Raw genomic sequence first — 18,297 nt, 5'->3', positions numbered from 1 at the left:
GAGAGTGCAGGATGCAACGCCACGCCCGACGTTCAACCGACAACGCGAGGTACGAGATGAAAATTGGTGTTTTCGTTCCGATTGGCAACAACGGCTGGCTGATTTCCACCCATGCGCCGCAATACAAACCGACCTTTGAACTCAATAAGGCGATTGTGCAAAAGGCCGAGCATTATCACTTCGACTTTGCTCTGTCGATGATCAAGCTGCGGGGTTTTGGCGGCAAAACAGAATTCTGGGATCACAATCTGGAATCCTTCACCCTGATGGCCGGACTGGCTGCGGTGACATCGCGGATTCAGATCTACGCCACCGCCGCTACCTTAACGCTGCCGCCCGCCATCGTGGCGCGCATGGCCTCCACCATCGACTCCATTTCCGGCGGTCGTTTCGGCGTCAACCTGGTCACCGGCTGGCAAAAGCCGGAATACGACCAGATGGGCATCTGGCCCGGCGATGAGTACTTTTCACGCCGTTATGACTACCTGACCGAATATGTCCAGGTACTGCGCGATTTATGGGGCACCGGGAAAAGCGATTTCAAAGGTGAGTTTTTCACCATGAATGACTGTCGCGTCAGCCCGCAGCCGTCGCAACCCATGAAAGTGATTTGCGCCGGGCAAAGCGATGCCGGGATGGCGTTTTCAGCGCAATACGCTGATTACAACTTCTGCTTTGGCAAAGGGGTCAACACCCCAACGGCATTTGCGCCTACCGCTGAAAGGATGCGCGAGGCGGCACAAAAAACCGGACGCGACGTGGGCTCGTACGTGCTGTTTATGGTTATCGCCGATGAAACCGATGAAGCCGCACGCGCTAAATGGGAACACTACAAGGCAGGGGCTGATGACGAAGCGCTGGCGTGGCTGACCGAGCAAAGCCAGAAAGATACCCGCTCCGGCAGCGATACCAACGTGCGCCAGATGGCCGATCCCACCTCCGCCGTCAATATCAATATGGGGACGCTGGTTGGCTCGTATGCCACCGTCGCGCGTCTGCTTGATGAGGTGGCAACTGTTCCCGGTACCGATGGCGTGCTGCTGACATTTGATGATTTTCTGACTGGCATTGAGGCCTTCGGTGAGCGTATCCAGCCACTGATGAACTGCCGCAGCCAGATCCCTGCCCCTACCCGTGAGGTCGCCTGATGATAACGCTTGACGCCCGTCCCGATTCGCTGCGCTTCGACCCGGCGCAGAGCGCGCTGATTGTGGTAGATATGCAAAACGCCTATGCCACAAAAGGGGGATACCTCGACCTGGCGGGGTTTGATGTCTCCGCCACCGCGCCGGTGATAGAGAAGATTCAGACCGCCGTTGCCGCCGCGCGCGAAGCGGGCATGCTCATTATCTGGTTTCAGAATGGCTGGGATGAGCAGTATGTGGAAGCCGGCGGTCCGGGCTCGCCGAACTGGCACAAGTCCAACGCGCTTAAGACCATGCGCAAACGTCCTGAGTTACAGGGCAAACTGCTGGCGAAAGGCGGTTGGGATTACCAGTTAGTGGATGAGCTGGTGCCGCAGGACGGCGATATTGTGCTGCCGAAGCCCCGCTACAGCGGCTTTTTCAACACCCCGCTGGACAGCATTTTGCGCAGCCGTGGCATCCGCCATCTGGTGTTTACCGGTATAGCCACCAATGTTTGCGTGGAGTCGACACTGCGCGACGGCTTTTTCCTCGAATATTTCGGCGTGGTTCTGGAAGACGCCACCCACCAGGCTGGCCCCGCTTTCGCACAACAGGCCGCGCTTTTTAACATCGAAACGTTCTTTGGCTGGGTCAGCGATGTCGGGACATTCTGCAACGCCCTTTCCCCTCAGCCTCGGGTCAAAATTGCTTAAGGAGAACACCATGCCAAAACAGGTCATTATTCCTCCCGGAACCACCACCCCGATTGCGCCGTTTGTGCCAGGTACGCTGGCAGATGGCGTGGTCTATGTCTCCGGGACGCTACCCTTTGATAAGCAAAATAATGTGGTCTACCCCGGCGACCCAAAGGCGCAAACCCGTCACGTGCTGGAGACGATCCGCACCGTTATCGAAACGGCGGGCGGCTCGATGGAGGACGTGACGTTCAACAGTATTTTTATCACCGACTGGAAAAATTACGCCGCGATTAATGAAGTTTATGCGGAGTTCTTCCCCGGCGATAAACCCGCCCGTTTTTGTATCCAGTGCGGGTTGGTCAAGCCGGAGGCACTGGTCGAAATCGCCACCGTCGCGCATATCGCAAAGTGAGGTTTGCATGAAACTGATCCTCAGTGAACCGCCCTTTGCGGGCGCACCCGTGGTGGTGTTGATTGCCGGACTTGGCGGCAATGCCAGCTACTGGCTGGCGCAAACGGCGGCCCTGCAAACCCGGTATCAGGTGGTCAGCTACGATCAATGCGGCACCGGCAATAACCCGGCGACACTGCCGGATGGCTACCGTATCGCCGATATGGCCGCAGAACTGCTGAGCGCCCTGCAACTGGCGGGCATTGACCGTTTTTGCGTGGTTGGCCACGCGCTGGGAGCACTGGTCGGGTTACAAATGGCACAGGATTACCCGCATAGCATTAGCGCGCTGGTCCTGGTCAATGGCTGGCTACAACTGAGCGATCACACCCGCCGCTGTTTCCACGTCCGCGAGCGCTTATTGCAGGCCGGCGGCGCACAGGCATGGATTGAGGCGCAGCCGCTGTTTCTCTACCCCGCTGACTGGCTGGAGGAGCACGCGCCGCGCATGGAGGCGGAGGAAGCCCTCGCCCTCGCCCATTTTCAGGGCGAGCATAACCTGCTACGGCGCCTGAACGCCCTGAAACGCGCCGATTTTAGCGCCACGGCAGCGCAGATCCGCTGCCCTGTATTGATTATCTGTTCACGGGACGATCTGCTGGTGCCCTGGACCTGTTCGCAAACGCTGCACAACGCGTTACCCCATAGTGAAATCCGGCTGATGGAGCGCGGTGGGCACGCCTGTAATGTCACCGACAGTGACGCCTTTAATACCCTGTTACTCAGCGGGCTGGAAACCTTACTGCCCATTGCCGAAAAGGAGTTGTTATGAGTGAAGCCGTGAGCCAAAGCGCGCTGAATACCCTGTTTTATGACGCCCGCACCCACAACGGCTGGCAGGACAGACCGGTAAGCGATGCGACACTCGCCGGGATTTATGAACTGGTCAAAATGGGACCGACGTCAGCCAACTGTAGCCCGGCACGTTTTGTGTTTATCCGCAGCGAGGAAGGCAAAGAGCGGCTGCGTCCGGCATTATCGAGTGGAAATCTGGCCAAAACGCTCAGCGCGCCCGTGACCGCAATTGTCGCCTGGGACGCCGAATTCTATGAGCGACTGCCGGAACTCTTTCCTCATGGCGACGCGCGAAGCTGGTTTACGTCAAGCCCGCAACTGGCAGAAGAGACCGCGTTTCGTAACAGCAGCATGCAGGCCGCTTATCTTATCGCTGCCTGTCGGGCCTTAGGGCTGGATACCGGGCCGATGTCCGGCTTCGACCGCGCGCTGGTGGATAAGACATTTTTCAGCGATACCTCCTGGCGCAGTAATCTGCTGGTCAATATTGGCTATGGCGATGCCAGCAAGCTGTATGGCCGCCTGCCGCGACTGGCGTTCAACGACGCTTGCCAGCTTATTTGAGAGGTGATGATGGCGATTAATCAACAGACATTCCGCGACGCCATGGCCTGTGTAGGGGCAGCGGTCAATATTATCACCACCGATGGCGAAGCCGGCCAGGCGGGGTTTACCGCCAGTGCCGTGTGCAGCGTCACCGATTCACCGCCTACGCTTCTGGTCTGCCTGAATCGCGCGGCATCGGTCTGGCCGGTGTTTAATCATAACCGGGCGCTGTGCGTAAATACGCTGGCAGCAGGTCAGGAGGGACTGTCGAACTTATTTGGCGGGAAGACGGCGATGGCGGAGCGCTTTGCCGCAGCGCAATGGCAAACCGGTGAAACGGGCTGCCCACGGCTGGAGGGGGCGCTGGCCTCATTTGACTGCCATATCAATCAGGTGGTGAGTGTGGGGACGCACGATATTCTTTTTTGCGAGATTAAAGCTATCATCCACCACCCTGCCCCGGAGGGCCTGGTGTGGTTTAATCGTCATTACCACACGCTGATGCGCCCGGCCTGCTGATCAGGACTCCGGTTCAGCCGTCGTTTCCGGCGCTTTCATCGGCGCCGTTTTCTTTTTTAATTTCAGTTCGCTGACTAACACGCCGACAACAATAAACACGCCCCCCAGAATAGCCAGCAGCGGCAAGCGTTCTCCCGCCATACGGCCAAATATACCCGCCCACACCGGTTCCCCGGTATAGATAACCGTAGCGCGGGTCGGCGAGACGCTGCGCTGTGCCCAGTTCATGGTGACCTGGATAATCGCGCTGAAAATGCCCAGCCCCGCTGCCAGCCCCAGTAGCGTTGGCGAGATATCCGGAAGGGATTCTCCGGCCGGCGCCATGGCTGCGAACGCCACCAGCGAAGCTGTCAGCAGTTGCACAACGGTGACGCGACGCACATCCACCTTCCCGGCCCAGGCGCTAATCAAAATGATCTCAGCGGCAATCGCCACCGCGCCCACCAGCGTAATGATTTCGCCTTTTCCCAACGCCAGCATGTTGCCATCCGGCCCGGCCAACAAAATCAGACCAATAAAAGCGAGCAGAATGCCAATGCAGGACATCAGCCCCGGTATACGTCCCAGACATAACCACTGCAACAACGGCACCAGCGGGACGTACATGGCGGTAATAAACGCCGATTTACTGCTGGGAATAGACTGTAGCCCCCAGGTTTGCAGGCTGTAGCCCAGCGCAATCGCCACACCGATGGCGACACCGGCCTTAACTTCAAGCCAGGTGATACCTTTGAGGACATTAAAGGAGAGTAACGCCACCGCCAGCGCGGCCGTCGCGAAACGCAGGCCGACAAAAAAGAACGGGCCGCTCATTGTGACCGCATATTGCACAGCAAGGAATGTCCCACCCCAGAACATGGTGATGAGGATCAGGAGCGCTTCCTGAGGTTTAACGGAGAACTGGAATCGCGAGGTACGCATGTTACAACCCGGTTAACGGAAACCGCCTAGTTTGCGACCTGCGGCCTGTTTCTTCAACTCAAAAAAAACCGCCGGGCAAAACCCGGCGGCGAGCAGACGGCGACGGTCATAAGGATTAACCGTTACCACAACACCTGAGTACTAGCTGCTGCGGCTACCGTGACTGCTTTTGCCCCCTTTCTTACCAGCTTCCGAGGCACGTTGTGGGTCATTTTTAAAATTACCCCCACTATGCTGGCCACCTTTACGACCTGCTTCTGATGCTCTTTCACGGTCTTCAGCGAAATTACCTGAACCACCACGATGGTTTGCCATTTCTGACCTCCGGTTGTGTGAAACATTAGACATCATACTGCATTCAGTAAAAGAGGATTCTTTCACCGCGCGGCGACACCAATGTACCGATGTCTTCGCCACGTGAAATTAAGCTTAGTAGAGCGAGGTTAATCAGCCAGTGAATCGTAATATCCTGCAACAGGAAACCGGGCAAATCGTTGATTTTTTGAGCAGCACAATGATAAGCCGCTCTTATGCTTTAAAAAAACGGCTGCGTTTAAAATGTGTCAAATTGCAACAGACAAAGCACATTTAATTAATGTGATAATAATCAACGATATACATCCCCACCGCTGTCTCCCGCAGATATAAACGCAATGCCACGCCAACCGATACTGTTCAGCCATCCAGAGAATGGTACCGACAGCAAACGGTCAGGTGATATTGCAGATTCGCCACACCTTTAAAATCACTGTCTTGACCAAGACTTAATATAGTAACATAAACAATCAACAAAAAGACTTGACCAAAGAAAGACAAAGACTAGAATACACCCCATCAGAAGACATATTGATGACTTTAAAAACGTAAAACTGCTTTCTCATGAGCAAACATTTAACTGCCGATAAGCGCCATTTCGCTGACTGTTTTCGCGGCACCAGAACTGGACGTTGCGCATGCCAAACCATTACAGGCGCAGGCACTCCGTAATAGTGCTGCGACAAAGCCCTGGCGGATATCGCAACACAAAAATGAACACCGCCACCCTTTAATATGATTAGCAAGATTATTGATTATAATGAATAAAAAGTTATTTTTACTTGTTCCGGTGGCCTTTCTGGCTGGATGCACAAGCGCTGCGCAACGTATGAATGATTGCGAGGCCCAGGGCATTTCACGCGATGCATGCTATGTCGCTGAACAGAACCGTCAAAACGGTATCAACGCCCAGGCGCAAGCGCAGGCGATGCGTAATGCTCAGGCGCTCTACCCTGTCGAACCGGCTGCGGGATATAAACATCATCATGATCCAACGCAATTCGCCCAGGCGGCACATAAAAACCGGGACACTATTTCCTGCGACGATCTGCGGCGTTTTATCGACGCAGACATAGCCCTCACCCCCGGTCAGCAAAAACAGATCCCCAACTGCCATATCAATACCGCACCTGCGACTCGGACCGTTAAAGGATATGGGGTCACCGTCAGGATCGATGGTCAGCAAGTTTATATTGATGATAAACCCGCGGCATGGGATGAACATGCCGAAACAAGTGATGTTTATTCTCAGGGGTTTTATCAGGTGGTGTTGTACAAATCGGGTAAGGTTGCCCTTCTGAAAAATCGTGTGGTTCAGGGATATTTGCATTAAATCGTTCCCCGCTCCTGGAGGCTGCTTTTTTGCAGCCTTTTTACTTGTCGGAATGCGCAAAAAAATTAACCGACATTTATCCATTCAGAGTATTGAAGAATGCGCGGCGAAACCAGAACTACAGTGACGAACCCCGCTTACGCCGAGTCACGTAAGACGTTTAAAGCCTTTTGCGTCATCATCGCCATATTGGTTGTTCTGAGCTGGTTATCCTGACTTTAAGATGTCTGCTAACAGGGATGAATGTGTGAAACAGAAAATCGCGAATGAGATTGCAGCCTTCATTAAACTCAAACCGCTAATCCGATACGATGCTGAACAAGGCCGCGTATTTTGGGCCGTCAGCCCGGGTAAGCGTGTAAAAATCGGCAATGAAATAGGCGTATTGGTACATAACGGCTATCGACGCTTTCGATTCCAGAAGAACCTTTATCGCACGCATCGCCTGATATGGTGGCTGGAGAAAGGCGTATTACCTGATTTGATTGACCACTGTTGTGCAATATTAAATGAGCGTGGCGAAAGAGATAACCGGATAGCCAATCTGCGCGAGTCTACTGGCGCAGCCAGTCAGGCTTACCGCCAGCATCGCAAAAGAAACAAATTAGGTGTGAAAGGGGTAACTCAGCGAGGTTCTCGCTTTCGGGCGCATATTCAGGTTAATGGCAAATTAAAAGCGCTGGGCACCTTTGACACCATTGAGGAAGCAGCCAACGCTTACAACGAAGCCGCCAGCCAAACGTGTCAGTAAAAGGTGTAATGAAAAGACGTTTGTTTGAGTTCCATTGTGATGACTTTCGTTAATCTTGGTCCATCACTTTTTTGTGGAAAACGAGGCGTAATCTTTTTTCACAATTTCCAGGCTTACCCTTCACTGGTCGAAAAGTAACATCTTTGTTATAGTGGCCTGGTAAACCTACAAGGAACTTATAAAATGGCACACATCTTTCTTGAAATTTCGGGTATTGACCCAGGCTTAAAAACTCCAGCCGATCTTAGTCATGTTTTGCGTGATTCAAAAGAGACAACCTACTCAATCACCCCTGAGTTGGTTCACTGGATTAAAGGCGCCATTGCTTTTCGCGATGGTCAGTTAATGCCCGATTTCAAAAACTGCTGTTTTGCGTTTGGTGATGGTAAAGAGTTCATCGAATTTGATGGCAAAGGCAAGATTAAGCCCCCTCTCACTAAAACACCTGACTGGTACCCGGAGCCAGGTGAATTTATGCGTGAAACATGGCTTAAAAACAAAGAAATGCACGACCAGACGATTGTGCAGTTTATTAAAGAGTTCCTCGAAAGATTTACCGATGTCAACGAGCGAAGAGTTCACTGTGATTTGCTGTTTAATCTCCAACTGGATACCATTAACACCAGAACGCCGGCCGTTAACACTCAACCCCCCGCAAGTAGAATCGGCAATAAAAACAGGTTATCGACTCAGCCAAAAGTGCATGACCTTAATTCTTTTGAAATGTTCAGCCAGTTCTTTTCACATCTCTCGGATGCCGTCCTCGCTAATCAATTCCCGACCATGCAGGTGTTAATCGGCCAGGATGACATCAGTAAAGCGCCGACGCCGCTTAAAGGCGCAACAAGAACCTGGTTTAAAGCGATTACGGGTGAGTTACCGCCGAACAATAAAAAAGTTGCGGCTGGTCATGCTGACGTTTTTTGCGCCCCCATTCAAACCACCTTATTGCAAATCAAAGAGTACGGTCTCGAAAAATTCTATGCCGAGCTTTCACAAGCGATTCAGAAAGCAGGCGATCTCACCTTAGACAAGTTCGAATTTCAGATGCCTAAGCAGTAAAAAAGGCATCAAAAAGACTCTATGAATGACTTTACAATTACAAATAAGTGATAGTTAATTGACTTAATAAACACTTTAAATAGAATTGACACATCGAAACCGCAAAGGTGGGAAACCTGCGCGGTGGCGGTAAGTAAACCAACTTGACATTATGTTCGCCCCTTCATCCCCCGGTGTTGGGGCTTTTTTATTTCCGGGGGCAGCATCGGCAACAAAAGAGTGCGGCGCTTGAAATGCCGTTAACCGCAACCTCTACCCGCCCATGGGCAACTTGTTATCAATCAAGGAAACGACGTTCAAATTTGCACTCTGCCCACCAGGGCATACGCTTAAGTGAACGCGGCAAAATGCCGTCTGGTAACATCGAAACGAGGAGTGATGAAAATGGCTAAAGTGCTGGTGCTTTATTATTCCATGTATGGACACATCGAAACCATGGCCCATGCAATAGCAGAAGGTGCGGAGAAAGTGTCAGGCGCAGAGGTGGTTATCAAGCGTGTACCCGAAACCATGCCCGCAGAACTGTTTTTGAAAGCTGGCGGGAAAACACAGAATGCGCCAGTCGCCACACCGCAGGAGCTGGCCGAGTACGACGCCATTATCTTTGGTACCCCGACCCGCTTTGGCAATATGTCCGGCCAGATGCGCACTTTCCTTGACCAGACGGGCGGGCTGTGGGCCTCCGGCGCGCTTTACGGCAAACTGGCCAGCGTCTTTAGCTCTACAGGAACCGGCGGCGGCCAGGAGCACACCATTTCCTCCACATGGACTACGCTTGCACATCATGGCATGGTCATTGTGCCCATCGGTTACGCTGCGCAAGAGCTGTTTGATGTTTCTCAGGTACACGGTGGCACTCCCTACGGCGCAACGACCATCGCCGGGGGCGACGGTTCGCGTCAGCCAAGTCCCGAAGAACTGGCGATTGCCCGTTACCAGGGTGAATATGTTGCCGGTCTGGCAGTCAAACTGAACGGCTAAGCTTCCACAGGAGGAGATGAATGCCTAATCAAGATACAAAAGCCCATCACGTTGGGGAATGGGCCAGCTTACGCAACACCTCACCGGAAATTGCCGAAGCGATCTTCGAGGTTGCAGGTTACGACGAGGCGCTGGCCGAAAAAATTTGGGAAGAAGGCAGCGATGAGGTTCTGATTCGCGCCTTCGAAAAAACCGACAAAGATTCGCTCTTCTGGGGTGAACAAACGATTGAGCGTCAAAACGTTTGATAAGACTCTCCCCCGCCTGGGCGGGGGATTCTTTTATTTCGCCGCTGCGTTCACAACCGCATTGAATTTCTCCAGCGGACAAAATCCCTCACGGTCAATCGGACAGCCTTTCAGCGATAGCGTCACGCGTTGCGCCGGGTCTTTCAGGGTCAGCACCTCCGCATTACGCAACTGGATGCTGCTCTGGTAGACATACTCGATTTTCATCAACTCGCGTTTGCGCTCGCTGTCATACCAGCGCTGGAAGACGATCTTGCCGCCAATCGGTGTGCGTTCATACTGGTCATGAAGCTGATATGGCGCAAAATCAAGCGCGGTCAGCAGCGATGCGATGTTGGAATCATGGCCGACCAGCACGGTCACTTTCGGCGTATTTGCCGCATCGGTCACTAGCGCTTTATCGATGTATTTCACCAGTGGTTTCGCCACATTGCGCGCCACATCAGGTGACGTAAACAGGGCATCCTGATAGCTATTTTTGATCTTCGAGAGCAAACGCCATTGCTGCTCGGTTTTGATCTCGCCCCACGCGACCTGATCCAACGGAAAGCCTTCGTAATACTGCAACGTGAAAGCATCTACCAGTGAATTGCCGATTTTCAGCGGCCCGGACACCCCAGGCTCCTGTTGTACCGACGCGCTAAAGGTATCGGTGGCCGTCGCCAGTGAACAGTTCTGCTTCTCTTTACAAGAAGGTGACTGGTCATAGCGGACAATTTTTTCCAGCAATTTATAGCTTTCCCCCAGCGCATCGTGCTGATGTTGCGCCTCCATCGCTTTAATCGCCTGCTCGCCAAACTCAGCGGATCCATCCGTTATAACCGGGTTAAATGTCGGGTCCATCGCCCCCATTTTTTCCTGATGGTGGACAGGAATATCGCACCCTGGAAACGCGCCGGTGATAAAGAATTGCGCGGTCGCGACCGTACGTTGCAGGCTGTTGGCATAGGCGTAAACGGTTCCCGGTGCCGGGCATTCGCCAGAGGTCACCAGTTTTTGCCCGGCCAGCCACTCACGCATGTAGTGGCCCATATAGACCTCAAGCACGCCACCTTTGGTAGTCAATTGCCCGCCCGGAACTTCCCATTCCGGCCACTTATTGGGGGTGGATTGTTCCAACACGCTACCGTTGTTCGCCAACGGCGCACGTAAGTTATGGCGGCTCATAATCAGCACTTGTTCAAGCTGATAACCCTGCGGAACAGTGTCTGCCTGCGCGGTTGTGGTGAACGGTAACAGCGCGGCAAGCGCGAGTGTCCATAGAGACTGTTTCATCCTGACTTCCTCATCCTGATAGTGGTGAACAGAAAGTGTGACACATTTGTAACGCTTTGCAGTGAATCAGGGCACAGAAGTGGCCTGCCACAACATCGCTTTCCCGCGGGGCTCAGTAGTTTTATAATAAAACCATTAACCGGAGAGTGAATATGAAACGTACCCGTCTTGAAGCCAGCACCTGCCCCGTCGCCCGTTCACTGGATGTGGTTGGGGACTGGTGGTCGTTATTGATCGTGCGTGATGCGCTGCGTGGCATGACACGCTTCGGCGAATTTCAAAAAAGTCTGGGTATCGCCAAAAATATGCTCACCACGCGCCTTAAGTTGCTGGTCGATGAAGATATCCTGCAATTGCAGCCTGCCTCCGATGGCAGCGCGTGGCAGGAATATGTGTTGACCGCAAAAGGCCGCGCTCTGCAAACCGTGCTGGTTGCCCTGTCGCAATGGGGCAATGAGCATCTTTTTGCCGGGGATGAGCAGGGTACGGTGCTCGTTGATGCCCGGCACCGCCAGCCGTTGCAAAAATTACAACTGCTGGCAGAAGATGGCCGCGTCCTGCAACCCGACGAGATCGCGCCCCGCTATCCTGATATCGATAAATCAATGCGTTAATAACCCGCGTCGCCGGATCGCACATTTTGCCATGCTAAATGGTTGCATTATAAAACCAAATATCTCATGCTGGATTTGGTTTCATTATAAAACCTTTTATCCCACTTTCGTTTTAACGAGGTATGAGAATGGCTACGCAACGCATTAGCGCGCTTATCACTGGCGCATCATCAGGCATTGGTGCGGTTTATGCCGACAGACTGGCGGCCCGCAATTACGATTTGGTGCTGGTGGCACGACGCGCTGACCGCCTGAAGGCGCTGTCCAGTACGCTGGAAAAACGCTACGGCGTCAGCGTGACGACACTGGTTGCCGACCTCAGCAAAACAGAGGGCATTAAGCGTGTTGAAGAGACGTTACGGCAAAACAGCGCCATCGAGCTGCTGGTGAACAATGCCGGGGCCGCCAATCTCGCGCCGTTTCTCTCCTCAGATGCCGATTCACATGAAGCGCTCAATACACTCAACACCACGGCGCTGATGCGCCTGACGCTGGCGGCCCTGCCACGCTTTGTTGAACAAAACCGCGGAACCATCATCAACATCGCGTCTGTACTGGCCTTTCACGCCCGCGCAGGTAGCGCCGTATACAGCGCCACCAAAGCCTGGGTGCTGAATTTCACCCGTGGCTTGCAGGAGGAGTTTGCCGAAAGCGCAGTGCGTATTCAGGCAGTTTTGCCTGCCGCGACGGCGACAGAAATTTGGGGACACTCCGGCGTGACGCTGGACTCATTGCCCGCCGGGTCGGTAATGACCACCGAAAATCTGGTGGACGCGGCGCTGGCAGGCCTGGATCAGGGGGAACTGGTGACCATTCCCCCCGTAGAAGACCTTGAGCTGTGGCAGCGTTGGGAAGAAGCGCGTCTGGCGCTGTTTAGCGCATCACGTAACGGTACGCCCGCCTCTCGCTACCCGATAGTCTGAGCGTGAAATCCGGTTCGCCAGTTGCAACCGCCACTGGCGAACGCTTCACGCAGGACGCGGTTACTTCACGCCGTTGTATCCATCAAGGTAAGCGCCTGCCAGTTCGTTATACCAAAGCACAGCTTCTTTGCTCTCGGCATCTTCAGTCCATTTATCCTGCTTATTCGGAGTGTAATGGTTTTCCACTTTATTTTGCTGCTGACCAGGCTTACGCGTTGCCTCGGCAACCGCATTAGCCTGCGCCGGAGTTATCCCTTTTTGCCTGTCTGCCATACCCCGGGCATAAATATCCTGAAACTTCGGTAAGTTGAGAGCAACCATGCCCCCCTATCGGTTACCATGTTGCCATTCATCGTTTCCGATGCATTGTAAGCAAAATGTCGCGCATGACGTTCGGGAGAGGTTTGTGTACTGCATGCTGCAAGAGCGACTGCCATGATCATCAACGTTATTTTTTTCATCATCGTATCCTTATGAATCCTGACAGCAGTCTAATCGAAGCAAAGCGTAACGTATTGATCGAACTATGCATAAAGATAAAAATGATTGATGGCGTTTATGGACGGTCCTGCATTCACGAATCAGCGTTTTAGCTAATGTCCGCATTTAAGAAACTGGGACTCAGCCATGAAGCACAACGAGCGCTGAAAAGTGACGTTGCCAGTCTGGTCATGCGGGGGCTGCGGAATCCCCACAAAAATGCGATCACGATCGGTCCCCTCTCCTCTTTGGGGAGAGGGTCAGGGTGAGGGGGAAAATGCGGCTCTGATGGTCATTCCGTTCACCTTATGTTCGTTGCTTTTCTGTCGCGACAGAACCCGTTAACGTGCCAGGGGGGCTCACCGCCACCCCCCTGGCGACCCGGGCTCCCGGCCAGGAAAATCGCCGCTGACGCGGTCCATGACGCTTATGTCGGCTGACTTTCGGGTCGGGGACCAGCCTGCGTCCTTGCAGGCTATCCCCTCCGCCCGCTTCCCTGCGGGCGGCCCCGGTCAGCCGCCAACGCCTCATCGATTTTCAGCCGGACCCTGTCGTCGCTGTCACGGTTTTATTCTTATTACGCGGCGTTATCGCTGTAAAACGTAAGATTACCGGGGATTCCTCAGCACAGAACAATGGGTATGGCGGCACTGGCAGTTTGTAAATCTGAGCGGAGCGGGACCTCTTTCGCGTCGCATCAAAACAGTAGCGGCAGGAACAGACTAACGCCTGCACTTACCCCAACAAACAGCGCGGCCCATATAGCAGACGAAAACAGGCAGATGCCATAAACTTTGCCCGGATTCAGGCGCAGCATTCCAGCCGCAAGCGGAACGAGATAGCGCAGCAAGGCGATAAAACGGGACGTAAACAGCACCACGGCGCCATTGCGCTGTAACTTGCTGCGAACGCGCAGCAATGTCTCCTCATGCCGGGACATCACGCGATGAAAACGGTCGCTATGGGTCATCAGTAAGCCCAGATGGTAACTCACCAGCGAACCGAGCGTTGCCCCTGCGGTGACCGCCAGCCACGCCATGATCGACGGCAGACTTAAGTGGCTTGCGGAGAGCGCCGCGACCAGCATCACCGACGCCGGGGGAAGCACGGTGGAGATGAGCACCGTGGATTTGCTAAACGCCACCATAAACAGCAGCGCGAACATCTGCATTGGGTGCGATGCAAAATGGGCAAGCAGGCTGTTCAACCACTCCATATTCATTACGGCGTCCGTGAGCATTTCGGGCATTCCCTTTTAGCGTATTGAACAGGGTATGTCTTAAATATTACCTCAACAAACCGGGTGATGCGGGATAGGGTTCTGGCGATTTAAAGAGACCGCTAAGCGTAAAACAGGCAATCTCGAATCAAGACTTTGTCAGTGATAATTCCCATTTTAGCGATGCCCTCGCCAATACAGGGGGCTCGATTTTATTACGCTTAACGCAATGTGCTGTGTAGTAAAAGCGCGGGAATGAGTTCTCGCAAAATGAGACGATGACGGTATTTCCACACATGTATGTATTGAAGATAACGGCCGCCGGCAGGAAGGGTATTGCGACAGCCTAAGGCTGAGGGTTCAGACGCGACAGACTCGCCTGAACCAACTGCATTCACCTTAAAGGCTCAGACGCGCTGGCTGCGCAACATGGTGCAGAACGGGCAATTACAGCCGCTCACCGGTGTGGCAGCGCAACTCCCCAGGCTTAAGCCAGGCATTCCCTGCGTAGTGATGGCCTGATCATAGATAGCAAATTCTGCCCCACGGATCTGCTGGCGGGAAAATTCAGCGGGATCTTTATCTTTCGCCTGAAACGCCATCGCACTACCAGAAACAACCGACAACGAAATCGCTAAAATCTGACTGATTTTCATAGGGTATTGCCCTCAAAAGGAAGACGTCATTTTGATAAGTCGCTACATGCCGGCAGCCCGCAACCGCCATTAACTGTTATAAAATAACATTCCATAGCGCAATGCAACGTCAACAATGTGTCGAAATTTGCGCAGCAATCGGTTATGCGTCAAAGCCTGTGTTTATCGCCATACCGATAAACACGGGCGCTTTCTCCCACAAGTTGCAGTGATCAGATGCACGACTCTCATCCTTTTGTGTAATCTGCCTGCGGTTAAAAACCGTAGCGGAACCAGGCGAAGAGGACATTTCCATTATTATAAGTGCCTGGAATATAGGTAAATTGCACGCTGGCCTGTTTATAACTTGCAGAAAGCAGCGGCAGTACGACAGGCAGAGGAACATAATTGGCGAAATCTTGTCGCGCGGTCACCGCTGCCGTCAAACCAAGCCCCAGACGAAAATCACGGTTTTGATCCAGATACCAGCCCTTTTCCCAGCCGTAGCCGATAATGGGTTCCCATTTGTTGTGGGAGTCCTTAAACGCCATGGCATACAATGAGCTCCAGTTTCCATCGGCGTTATAGCGGGACACACCAAAACCGCCGCCCCACGGCCTCTCGTTATAGCGGTCCGTTTTTTCTTTGTCGTAGGTGAAGCGGTTATGCCAGGTGAGAAAAGGTAAATAGAGATCATAATTCTGTGGATGGTCCCAGGTTTCGGTCACATCTTGTTTAAACCCGTCCCACCATTGCGCTATCCGCTGTTCGCCATAAATGGCCGCCTCTGCATCAGTCGGGACGAAAGCTGCCCACCCAATAGCCCAGCACACAATGAATAGCCTTAACATCTATCACCTCATAATACATTTGCCATCCTGAAATAAACGTCACTGTCTACTGTCAGGTCTTTATTTAATGGTGGTAAACACTACTGTCCCCACATTAAACAAAACATAAATTTTTGAATCTTTCCTGAGAAGCAGATCACTCTTAATAAGCGTAGTAATCTTTAAACAAACGTGACGGCAATCATCTGCAGAAACGGCATTTCCCGGATAAGGGGTCAACGGATGGCGAGGTAGCCTGAAACAATAGTATGTTGTAACTATTTTTAAACGGCGTGTAAGCGGCAATGCAATATTGAGAGCGGGAATTATAGTCGACTCCCGCAGACGGCAAGCGTCTACCCATCGCACCGGTTACGGGTGATAGCGCAAGGTTTCAATTAACCGGGCAAAGGCCGGGGTATGCTGCCTGCGGCTGGGATAGTAAAGATAATATCCCGGAAAGGGTTCGCACCATTCGTCCAGGGCAGTGAGTAACTTCCCATCAGCGATATCTTGTTTGACGCAATCTTCCGGGACAAAGGCTAACCCCATACCAGACAAAGCGGCATCAAGACGGGAGGACAGGTTAGTAAACGTAAGCTGCCCTTCGACTTTGACGCGGAGTTGCTGACCGTTTTTTGAAAACTCCCAGGCATATAAGCTTCCCAGAGTCGGCAGACGCAGATTGATGCAGTTGTGGTTCTGCAAATCATGGGGCGTTTGCGGCTTACCGTAGCGAGAAAAATAGTCGGGCGACCCCACCACCACCATCCGCCAGTCCGGCCCGATACGCACCGCGACCATATCTCTGGCCACTTGCTCGCCCAGACGTACCCCCGCATCGAAACGCCCGCTGACAATGTCGGTCAGCGTGTTATCGATTACCAGTTCCACATGCACATCCGGATAGGTCTGCAGAAAGGGTTTCAGCGCGGGCCAGACGGTAGATTGCAGCGCGTGCTCACCGAGCGTAATGCGGATATTCCCGGCAATGTTCTCACTCATGTTACTCAACATGATCAATTCGTTTTCTATATCCGCAAAGCGTGGCGCAATACTATTAATTAAAAACTCACCGGCTTGCGTTGGCGCGACGCTGCGGGTAGTGCGGGTTAACAGCCGTATTTTCAGGCGCTCTTCAAGCCCACGAATTGAATGGCTCAATGCCGATTGAGATAATCCCAATTTTGCTGCTGCTCGAGTAAAACTGCGTTCACGGGCAACGACGATAAAGTAGAACAGATCGTTAAAATTATCTCTTAGCATCACAGCCCCGTTGCCAAATACTTTTAGTTAATCGTATTCAATACTACTACGCGTCACAGAGGAAACATATGTATAAATCTCATACATAAAGATAAAAAATAACGCAAAAGGCGAAGCCCCTGTCTAACAATTGTGTTAATCCACAGGAAGCGCCCTCTAAAATGAGGCTATACCATGAGTGTTTGAGATAAAAAATATTATTCTCTATTAATAATTACGCGAATTTAAATAATCGTATTATTGATACATCAAAAGGATAATACTACCCGTCCTTTAATTCCCCCATTATTGAACATATCGTTTCGTGAAGGGAATATTAATTGCCATATCATGACATAAAAAGCCACGCTCAGACGCAAACAATGTCGGGAAACCGGTTAAAGAGGGTAGCATGCCCCCGAAAAACCGGGGGACAAGATTCGTACTAGATTGACGGCGAGAAAGGCAAAACAGTTGGGGAAAAGTTGCGGATGGAAAAAGTCTCTCCATGATAATTCAATATATTCCCTGGCGCTTCACGGCTCACTGTTTTGCAGATTATCGCGCCCCACCCCGCCAATAAACGGCAGCCGCAACCGCAACGGCGTGAAATCCAGCCCCATGCTCAGGCCAAGGACGTTAAGCTCAAATCCCTCTTCGGCACCCAGAGTGATGCCCGCGACACCCAACAGCGACACCTGTATACCGCGCCCGGACGGGGGTAAACCGATGAGGTTACGCAGCGAGCGAAAATCTTTGCCCACCGCATTAGCAGGCATATCCAGTTTCAGAGCAGGCACGGCACGTCCGATATGAGCAACAAACGTATTGCTGTTTGGTCCGGGCCAGGCGTGATAGGTATCCGGCCACGGGTATGAGGCGATGGCCGCCTCAATCTGCGGGATCATCGCCTCGGCTTGCGCGCCACGGTGTTCAACAAGCAGACGGGGTTTCGCCCCGTACCAGTAGCCATCCGGCGCGTTGCGGTTACGCCGCACTTTTTCGCCGCCACCCCAACTGACAACCTCGTAGCGATTGTATTCCGTGTCACCCGCACGCTTAAACACAATCCATGGATGCACGGCCACCACGCCTTTCCAGCCCCATGTCGGCGCGGCATAAACCTGAACAATCGCCAGTTGGGCATTTTGCCGGGCATCGGGTGCCATGCCAGAAGAATCACGCCTGGCGGCCCACCACCCTTCCTGCACCCGCGATTCACGTTGGTGCATCGCCTGAATGAGACTGGCAATAAGAGAGAGCAGAATGATGCAAAGAATACACAAACAAAGCGTTTTTATCGGGGTCATGGCGCCCTGCTATCAGAAG

22 protein-coding genes and 1 pseudogene are annotated in these 18,297 nt (G+C 52.8%); 13 read left to right on the top strand and 10 right to left on the bottom strand.

The features are described from left to right. Positions 1-56: 56 nt before the first annotated feature. The 6 genes from rutA to rutF are packed head-to-tail and all read left to right on the top strand — an operon-like array spanning position 57 to position 4,136. Positions 57-1,148 carry a pyrimidine utilization protein A gene (rutA, locus tag IP582_RS08830; protein ID WP_039078775.1) on the top strand — a complete coding sequence of 364 codons (1,092 nt, stop codon included), beginning with the start codon at positions 57-59 and terminating at the stop codon, positions 1,146-1,148. Then, positions 1,148-1,840, top strand: coding sequence for a pyrimidine utilization protein B (gene rutB, locus IP582_RS08825; protein ID WP_071194645.1), 693 nt, complete (start codon positions 1,148-1,150; stop codon positions 1,838-1,840). Before rutA ends, rutB begins: the two co-directional genes overlap by 1 nt. Before the next feature lie 10 nt (positions 1,841-1,850). Continuing rightward, on the top strand, positions 1,851-2,237 hold the full coding sequence (rutC, locus tag IP582_RS08820; RefSeq protein ID WP_039078653.1) for a pyrimidine utilization protein C: 387 nt from the start codon (positions 1,851-1,853) through the stop codon (positions 2,235-2,237). Between the two features lie 7 nt (positions 2,238-2,244). Then, positions 2,245-3,048: a pyrimidine utilization protein D gene (gene rutD / locus IP582_RS08815; RefSeq protein ID WP_193795687.1), complete on the top strand. Its 804-nt coding sequence runs from the start codon at positions 2,245-2,247 to the stop codon at positions 3,046-3,048. Beyond that, complete coding sequence (locus tag IP582_RS08810) at positions 3,045-3,635, top strand: malonic semialdehyde reductase (RefSeq protein WP_193795686.1); 591 nt, start codon at positions 3,045-3,047, stop codon at positions 3,633-3,635. The genes rutD and IP582_RS08810 overlap by 4 nt, the downstream gene beginning before the upstream one ends. Positions 3,636-3,644: 9 nt before the next feature. Next, positions 3,645-4,136: a pyrimidine utilization flavin reductase protein F gene (rutF, locus tag IP582_RS08805; protein WP_369944952.1), complete on the top strand. Its 492-nt coding sequence runs from the start codon at positions 3,645-3,647 to the stop codon at positions 4,134-4,136. Here the strand turns inward: rutF and IP582_RS08800 are convergent, their stop codons facing one another. Further along, positions 4,137-5,057: a DMT family transporter gene (locus IP582_RS08800; RefSeq protein ID WP_193795685.1), complete on the bottom strand. Its 921-nt coding sequence runs from the start codon at positions 5,055-5,057 to the stop codon at positions 4,137-4,139. 141 nt (positions 5,058-5,198) lie between these two features. Continuing rightward, complete coding sequence (locus IP582_RS08795; protein ID WP_071845896.1) at positions 5,199-5,372, bottom strand: general stress protein; 174 nt, start codon at positions 5,370-5,372, stop codon at positions 5,199-5,201. A gap of 760 nt (positions 5,373-6,132) precedes the next feature. Between IP582_RS08795 and IP582_RS25535 the strand changes: the two genes are divergently transcribed. The 5 genes from IP582_RS25535 to IP582_RS08770 all read left to right on the top strand — a co-directional run bounded on the left by IP582_RS25535 (position 6,133) and on the right by IP582_RS08770 (position 9,747). Further along, positions 6,133-6,705: a hypothetical protein gene (locus tag IP582_RS25535; RefSeq protein WP_193795684.1), complete on the top strand. Its 573-nt coding sequence runs from the start codon at positions 6,133-6,135 to the stop codon at positions 6,703-6,705. Between the two features lie 247 nt (positions 6,706-6,952). Continuing rightward, on the top strand, positions 6,953-7,456 hold the full coding sequence (locus tag IP582_RS08785) for an AP2 domain-containing protein (RefSeq protein ID WP_193795683.1): 504 nt from the start codon (positions 6,953-6,955) through the stop codon (positions 7,454-7,456). Between the two features lie 183 nt (positions 7,457-7,639). After that, positions 7,640-8,518, top strand: a complete 879-nt coding sequence (locus IP582_RS08780; RefSeq protein ID WP_193795682.1) for a hypothetical protein — start codon at positions 7,640-7,642, stop codon at positions 8,516-8,518. Positions 8,519-8,902: 384 nt separating this feature from the next. Next, complete coding sequence (gene wrbA / locus IP582_RS08775) at positions 8,903-9,499, top strand: NAD(P)H:quinone oxidoreductase (protein ID WP_039078646.1); 597 nt, start codon at positions 8,903-8,905, stop codon at positions 9,497-9,499. A gap of 20 nt (positions 9,500-9,519) precedes the next feature. Next, the gene (locus IP582_RS08770) at positions 9,520-9,747 is read left to right on the top strand and encodes a YccJ family protein (RefSeq protein ID WP_039078645.1); all 228 of its coding nucleotides are present in this window, start codon (positions 9,520-9,522) and stop codon (positions 9,745-9,747) included. 33 nt (positions 9,748-9,780) lie between these two features. Here the strand turns inward: IP582_RS08770 and agp are convergent, their stop codons facing one another. Beyond that, the gene (gene agp, locus IP582_RS08765) at positions 9,781-11,022 is read right to left on the bottom strand and encodes a bifunctional glucose-1-phosphatase/inositol phosphatase (RefSeq protein ID WP_193795681.1); all 1,242 of its coding nucleotides are present in this window, start codon (positions 11,020-11,022) and stop codon (positions 9,781-9,783) included. 152 nt (positions 11,023-11,174) lie between these two features. Here agp and IP582_RS08760 point away from each other — a divergent pair, with 152 nt between their 5' ends. Together IP582_RS08760 and IP582_RS08755 are read left to right on the top strand one after the other, a co-directional pair. Beyond that, positions 11,175-11,636 (top strand): helix-turn-helix domain-containing protein, encoded by a 462-nt coding sequence (locus tag IP582_RS08760; protein ID WP_193795680.1) that lies wholly within the window; start codon positions 11,175-11,177, stop codon positions 11,634-11,636. A gap of 128 nt (positions 11,637-11,764) precedes the next feature. Next, positions 11,765-12,559, top strand: a complete 795-nt coding sequence (locus tag IP582_RS08755) for an SDR family oxidoreductase (protein WP_193795679.1) — start codon at positions 11,765-11,767, stop codon at positions 12,557-12,559. Between the two features lie 60 nt (positions 12,560-12,619). Here IP582_RS08755 and IP582_RS08750 read toward each other — a convergent pair. From IP582_RS08750 to IP582_RS08715, 7 genes and pseudogenes are all read right to left on the bottom strand, one after another. Beyond that, positions 12,620-12,996 (bottom strand): annotated as a pseudogene (locus IP582_RS08750) (Exc2 family lipoprotein). A 349-nt stretch (positions 12,997-13,345) separates the two neighbouring features. Then, positions 13,346-13,570: a hypothetical protein gene (locus IP582_RS08740; RefSeq protein ID WP_193795676.1), complete on the bottom strand. Its 225-nt coding sequence runs from the start codon at positions 13,568-13,570 to the stop codon at positions 13,346-13,348. Positions 13,571-13,736: 166 nt separating this feature from the next. Further along, positions 13,737-14,255 carry a DedA family protein gene (locus tag IP582_RS08735; protein ID WP_193796216.1) on the bottom strand — a complete coding sequence of 173 codons (519 nt, stop codon included), beginning with the start codon at positions 14,253-14,255 and terminating at the stop codon, positions 13,737-13,739. 410 nt (positions 14,256-14,665) lie between these two features. Then, positions 14,666-14,914: a hypothetical protein gene (locus IP582_RS08730; protein ID WP_039078641.1), complete on the bottom strand. Its 249-nt coding sequence runs from the start codon at positions 14,912-14,914 to the stop codon at positions 14,666-14,668. A gap of 254 nt (positions 14,915-15,168) precedes the next feature. Next, positions 15,169-15,744 (bottom strand): lipid IV(A) palmitoyltransferase PagP, encoded by a 576-nt coding sequence (gene pagP, locus IP582_RS08725; RefSeq protein ID WP_071194651.1) that lies wholly within the window; start codon positions 15,742-15,744, stop codon positions 15,169-15,171. Between the two features lie 351 nt (positions 15,745-16,095). Further along, complete coding sequence (locus IP582_RS08720; RefSeq protein WP_193795675.1) at positions 16,096-16,989, bottom strand: LysR family transcriptional regulator; 894 nt, start codon at positions 16,987-16,989, stop codon at positions 16,096-16,098. Between the two features lie 515 nt (positions 16,990-17,504). After that, positions 17,505-18,278: a DUF3750 domain-containing protein gene (locus IP582_RS08715; protein ID WP_193795674.1), complete on the bottom strand. Its 774-nt coding sequence runs from the start codon at positions 18,276-18,278 to the stop codon at positions 17,505-17,507. Positions 18,279-18,297 lie beyond the last annotated feature (19 nt).

Source organism: Citrobacter sp. BDA59-3 (assembly GCF_015167655.1).
Taxonomy (GTDB): Bacteria; Pseudomonadota; Gammaproteobacteria; order Enterobacterales; family Enterobacteriaceae; genus Phytobacter; species Phytobacter diazotrophicus.
Note: the sequence above shows the minus strand (reverse complement) of the source record. Positions and strands in the feature narration are given on the sequence as shown.

Coding starts and splice junctions, on each gene's coding strand:
- IP582_RS08755 (WP_193795679.1), top strand. CDS start 11,765: ATGGCTACGCAACGCATTAGCGCGCTTATCACTGGCGCATCATCAGGC.
- agp (WP_193795681.1), bottom strand. CDS start 11,022: ATGAAACAGTCTCTATGGACACTCGCGCTTGCCGCGCTGTTACCGTTC.
- IP582_RS08770 (WP_039078645.1), top strand. CDS start 9,520: ATGCCTAATCAAGATACAAAAGCCCATCACGTTGGGGAATGGGCCAGC.
- IP582_RS08730 (WP_039078641.1), bottom strand. CDS start 14,914: ATGAAAATCAGTCAGATTTTAGCGATTTCGTTGTCGGTTGTTTCTGGT.
- IP582_RS08740 (WP_193795676.1), bottom strand. CDS start 13,570: ATGAGGCGTTGGCGGCTGACCGGGGCCGCCCGCAGGGAAGCGGGCGGA.
- IP582_RS08810 (WP_193795686.1), top strand. CDS start 3,045: ATGAGTGAAGCCGTGAGCCAAAGCGCGCTGAATACCCTGTTTTATGAC.
- rutB (WP_071194645.1), top strand. CDS start 1,148: ATGATAACGCTTGACGCCCGTCCCGATTCGCTGCGCTTCGACCCGGCG.
- IP582_RS08795 (WP_071845896.1), bottom strand. CDS start 5,372: ATGGCAAACCATCGTGGTGGTTCAGGTAATTTCGCTGAAGACCGTGAA.
- IP582_RS08735 (WP_193796216.1), bottom strand. CDS start 14,255: ATGGAGTGGTTGAACAGCCTGCTTGCCCATTTTGCATCGCACCCAATG.
- IP582_RS08780 (WP_193795682.1), top strand. CDS start 7,640: ATGGCACACATCTTTCTTGAAATTTCGGGTATTGACCCAGGCTTAAAA.
- IP582_RS25535 (WP_193795684.1), top strand. CDS start 6,133: ATGAATAAAAAGTTATTTTTACTTGTTCCGGTGGCCTTTCTGGCTGGA.
- IP582_RS08715 (WP_193795674.1), bottom strand. CDS start 18,278: ATGACCCCGATAAAAACGCTTTGTTTGTGTATTCTTTGCATCATTCTG.
- pagP (WP_071194651.1), bottom strand. CDS start 15,744: ATGTTAAGGCTATTCATTGTGTGCTGGGCTATTGGGTGGGCAGCTTTC.
- IP582_RS08720 (WP_193795675.1), bottom strand. CDS start 16,989: ATGCTAAGAGATAATTTTAACGATCTGTTCTACTTTATCGTCGTTGCC.
- rutF (WP_369944952.1), top strand. CDS start 3,645: ATGGCGATTAATCAACAGACATTCCGCGACGCCATGGCCTGTGTAGGG.
- rutC (WP_039078653.1), top strand. CDS start 1,851: ATGCCAAAACAGGTCATTATTCCTCCCGGAACCACCACCCCGATTGCG.
- IP582_RS08760 (WP_193795680.1), top strand. CDS start 11,175: ATGAAACGTACCCGTCTTGAAGCCAGCACCTGCCCCGTCGCCCGTTCA.
- wrbA (WP_039078646.1), top strand. CDS start 8,903: ATGGCTAAAGTGCTGGTGCTTTATTATTCCATGTATGGACACATCGAA.
- rutA (WP_039078775.1), top strand. CDS start 57: ATGAAAATTGGTGTTTTCGTTCCGATTGGCAACAACGGCTGGCTGATT.
- IP582_RS08800 (WP_193795685.1), bottom strand. CDS start 5,057: ATGCGTACCTCGCGATTCCAGTTCTCCGTTAAACCTCAGGAAGCGCTC.
- rutD (WP_193795687.1), top strand. CDS start 2,245: ATGAAACTGATCCTCAGTGAACCGCCCTTTGCGGGCGCACCCGTGGTG.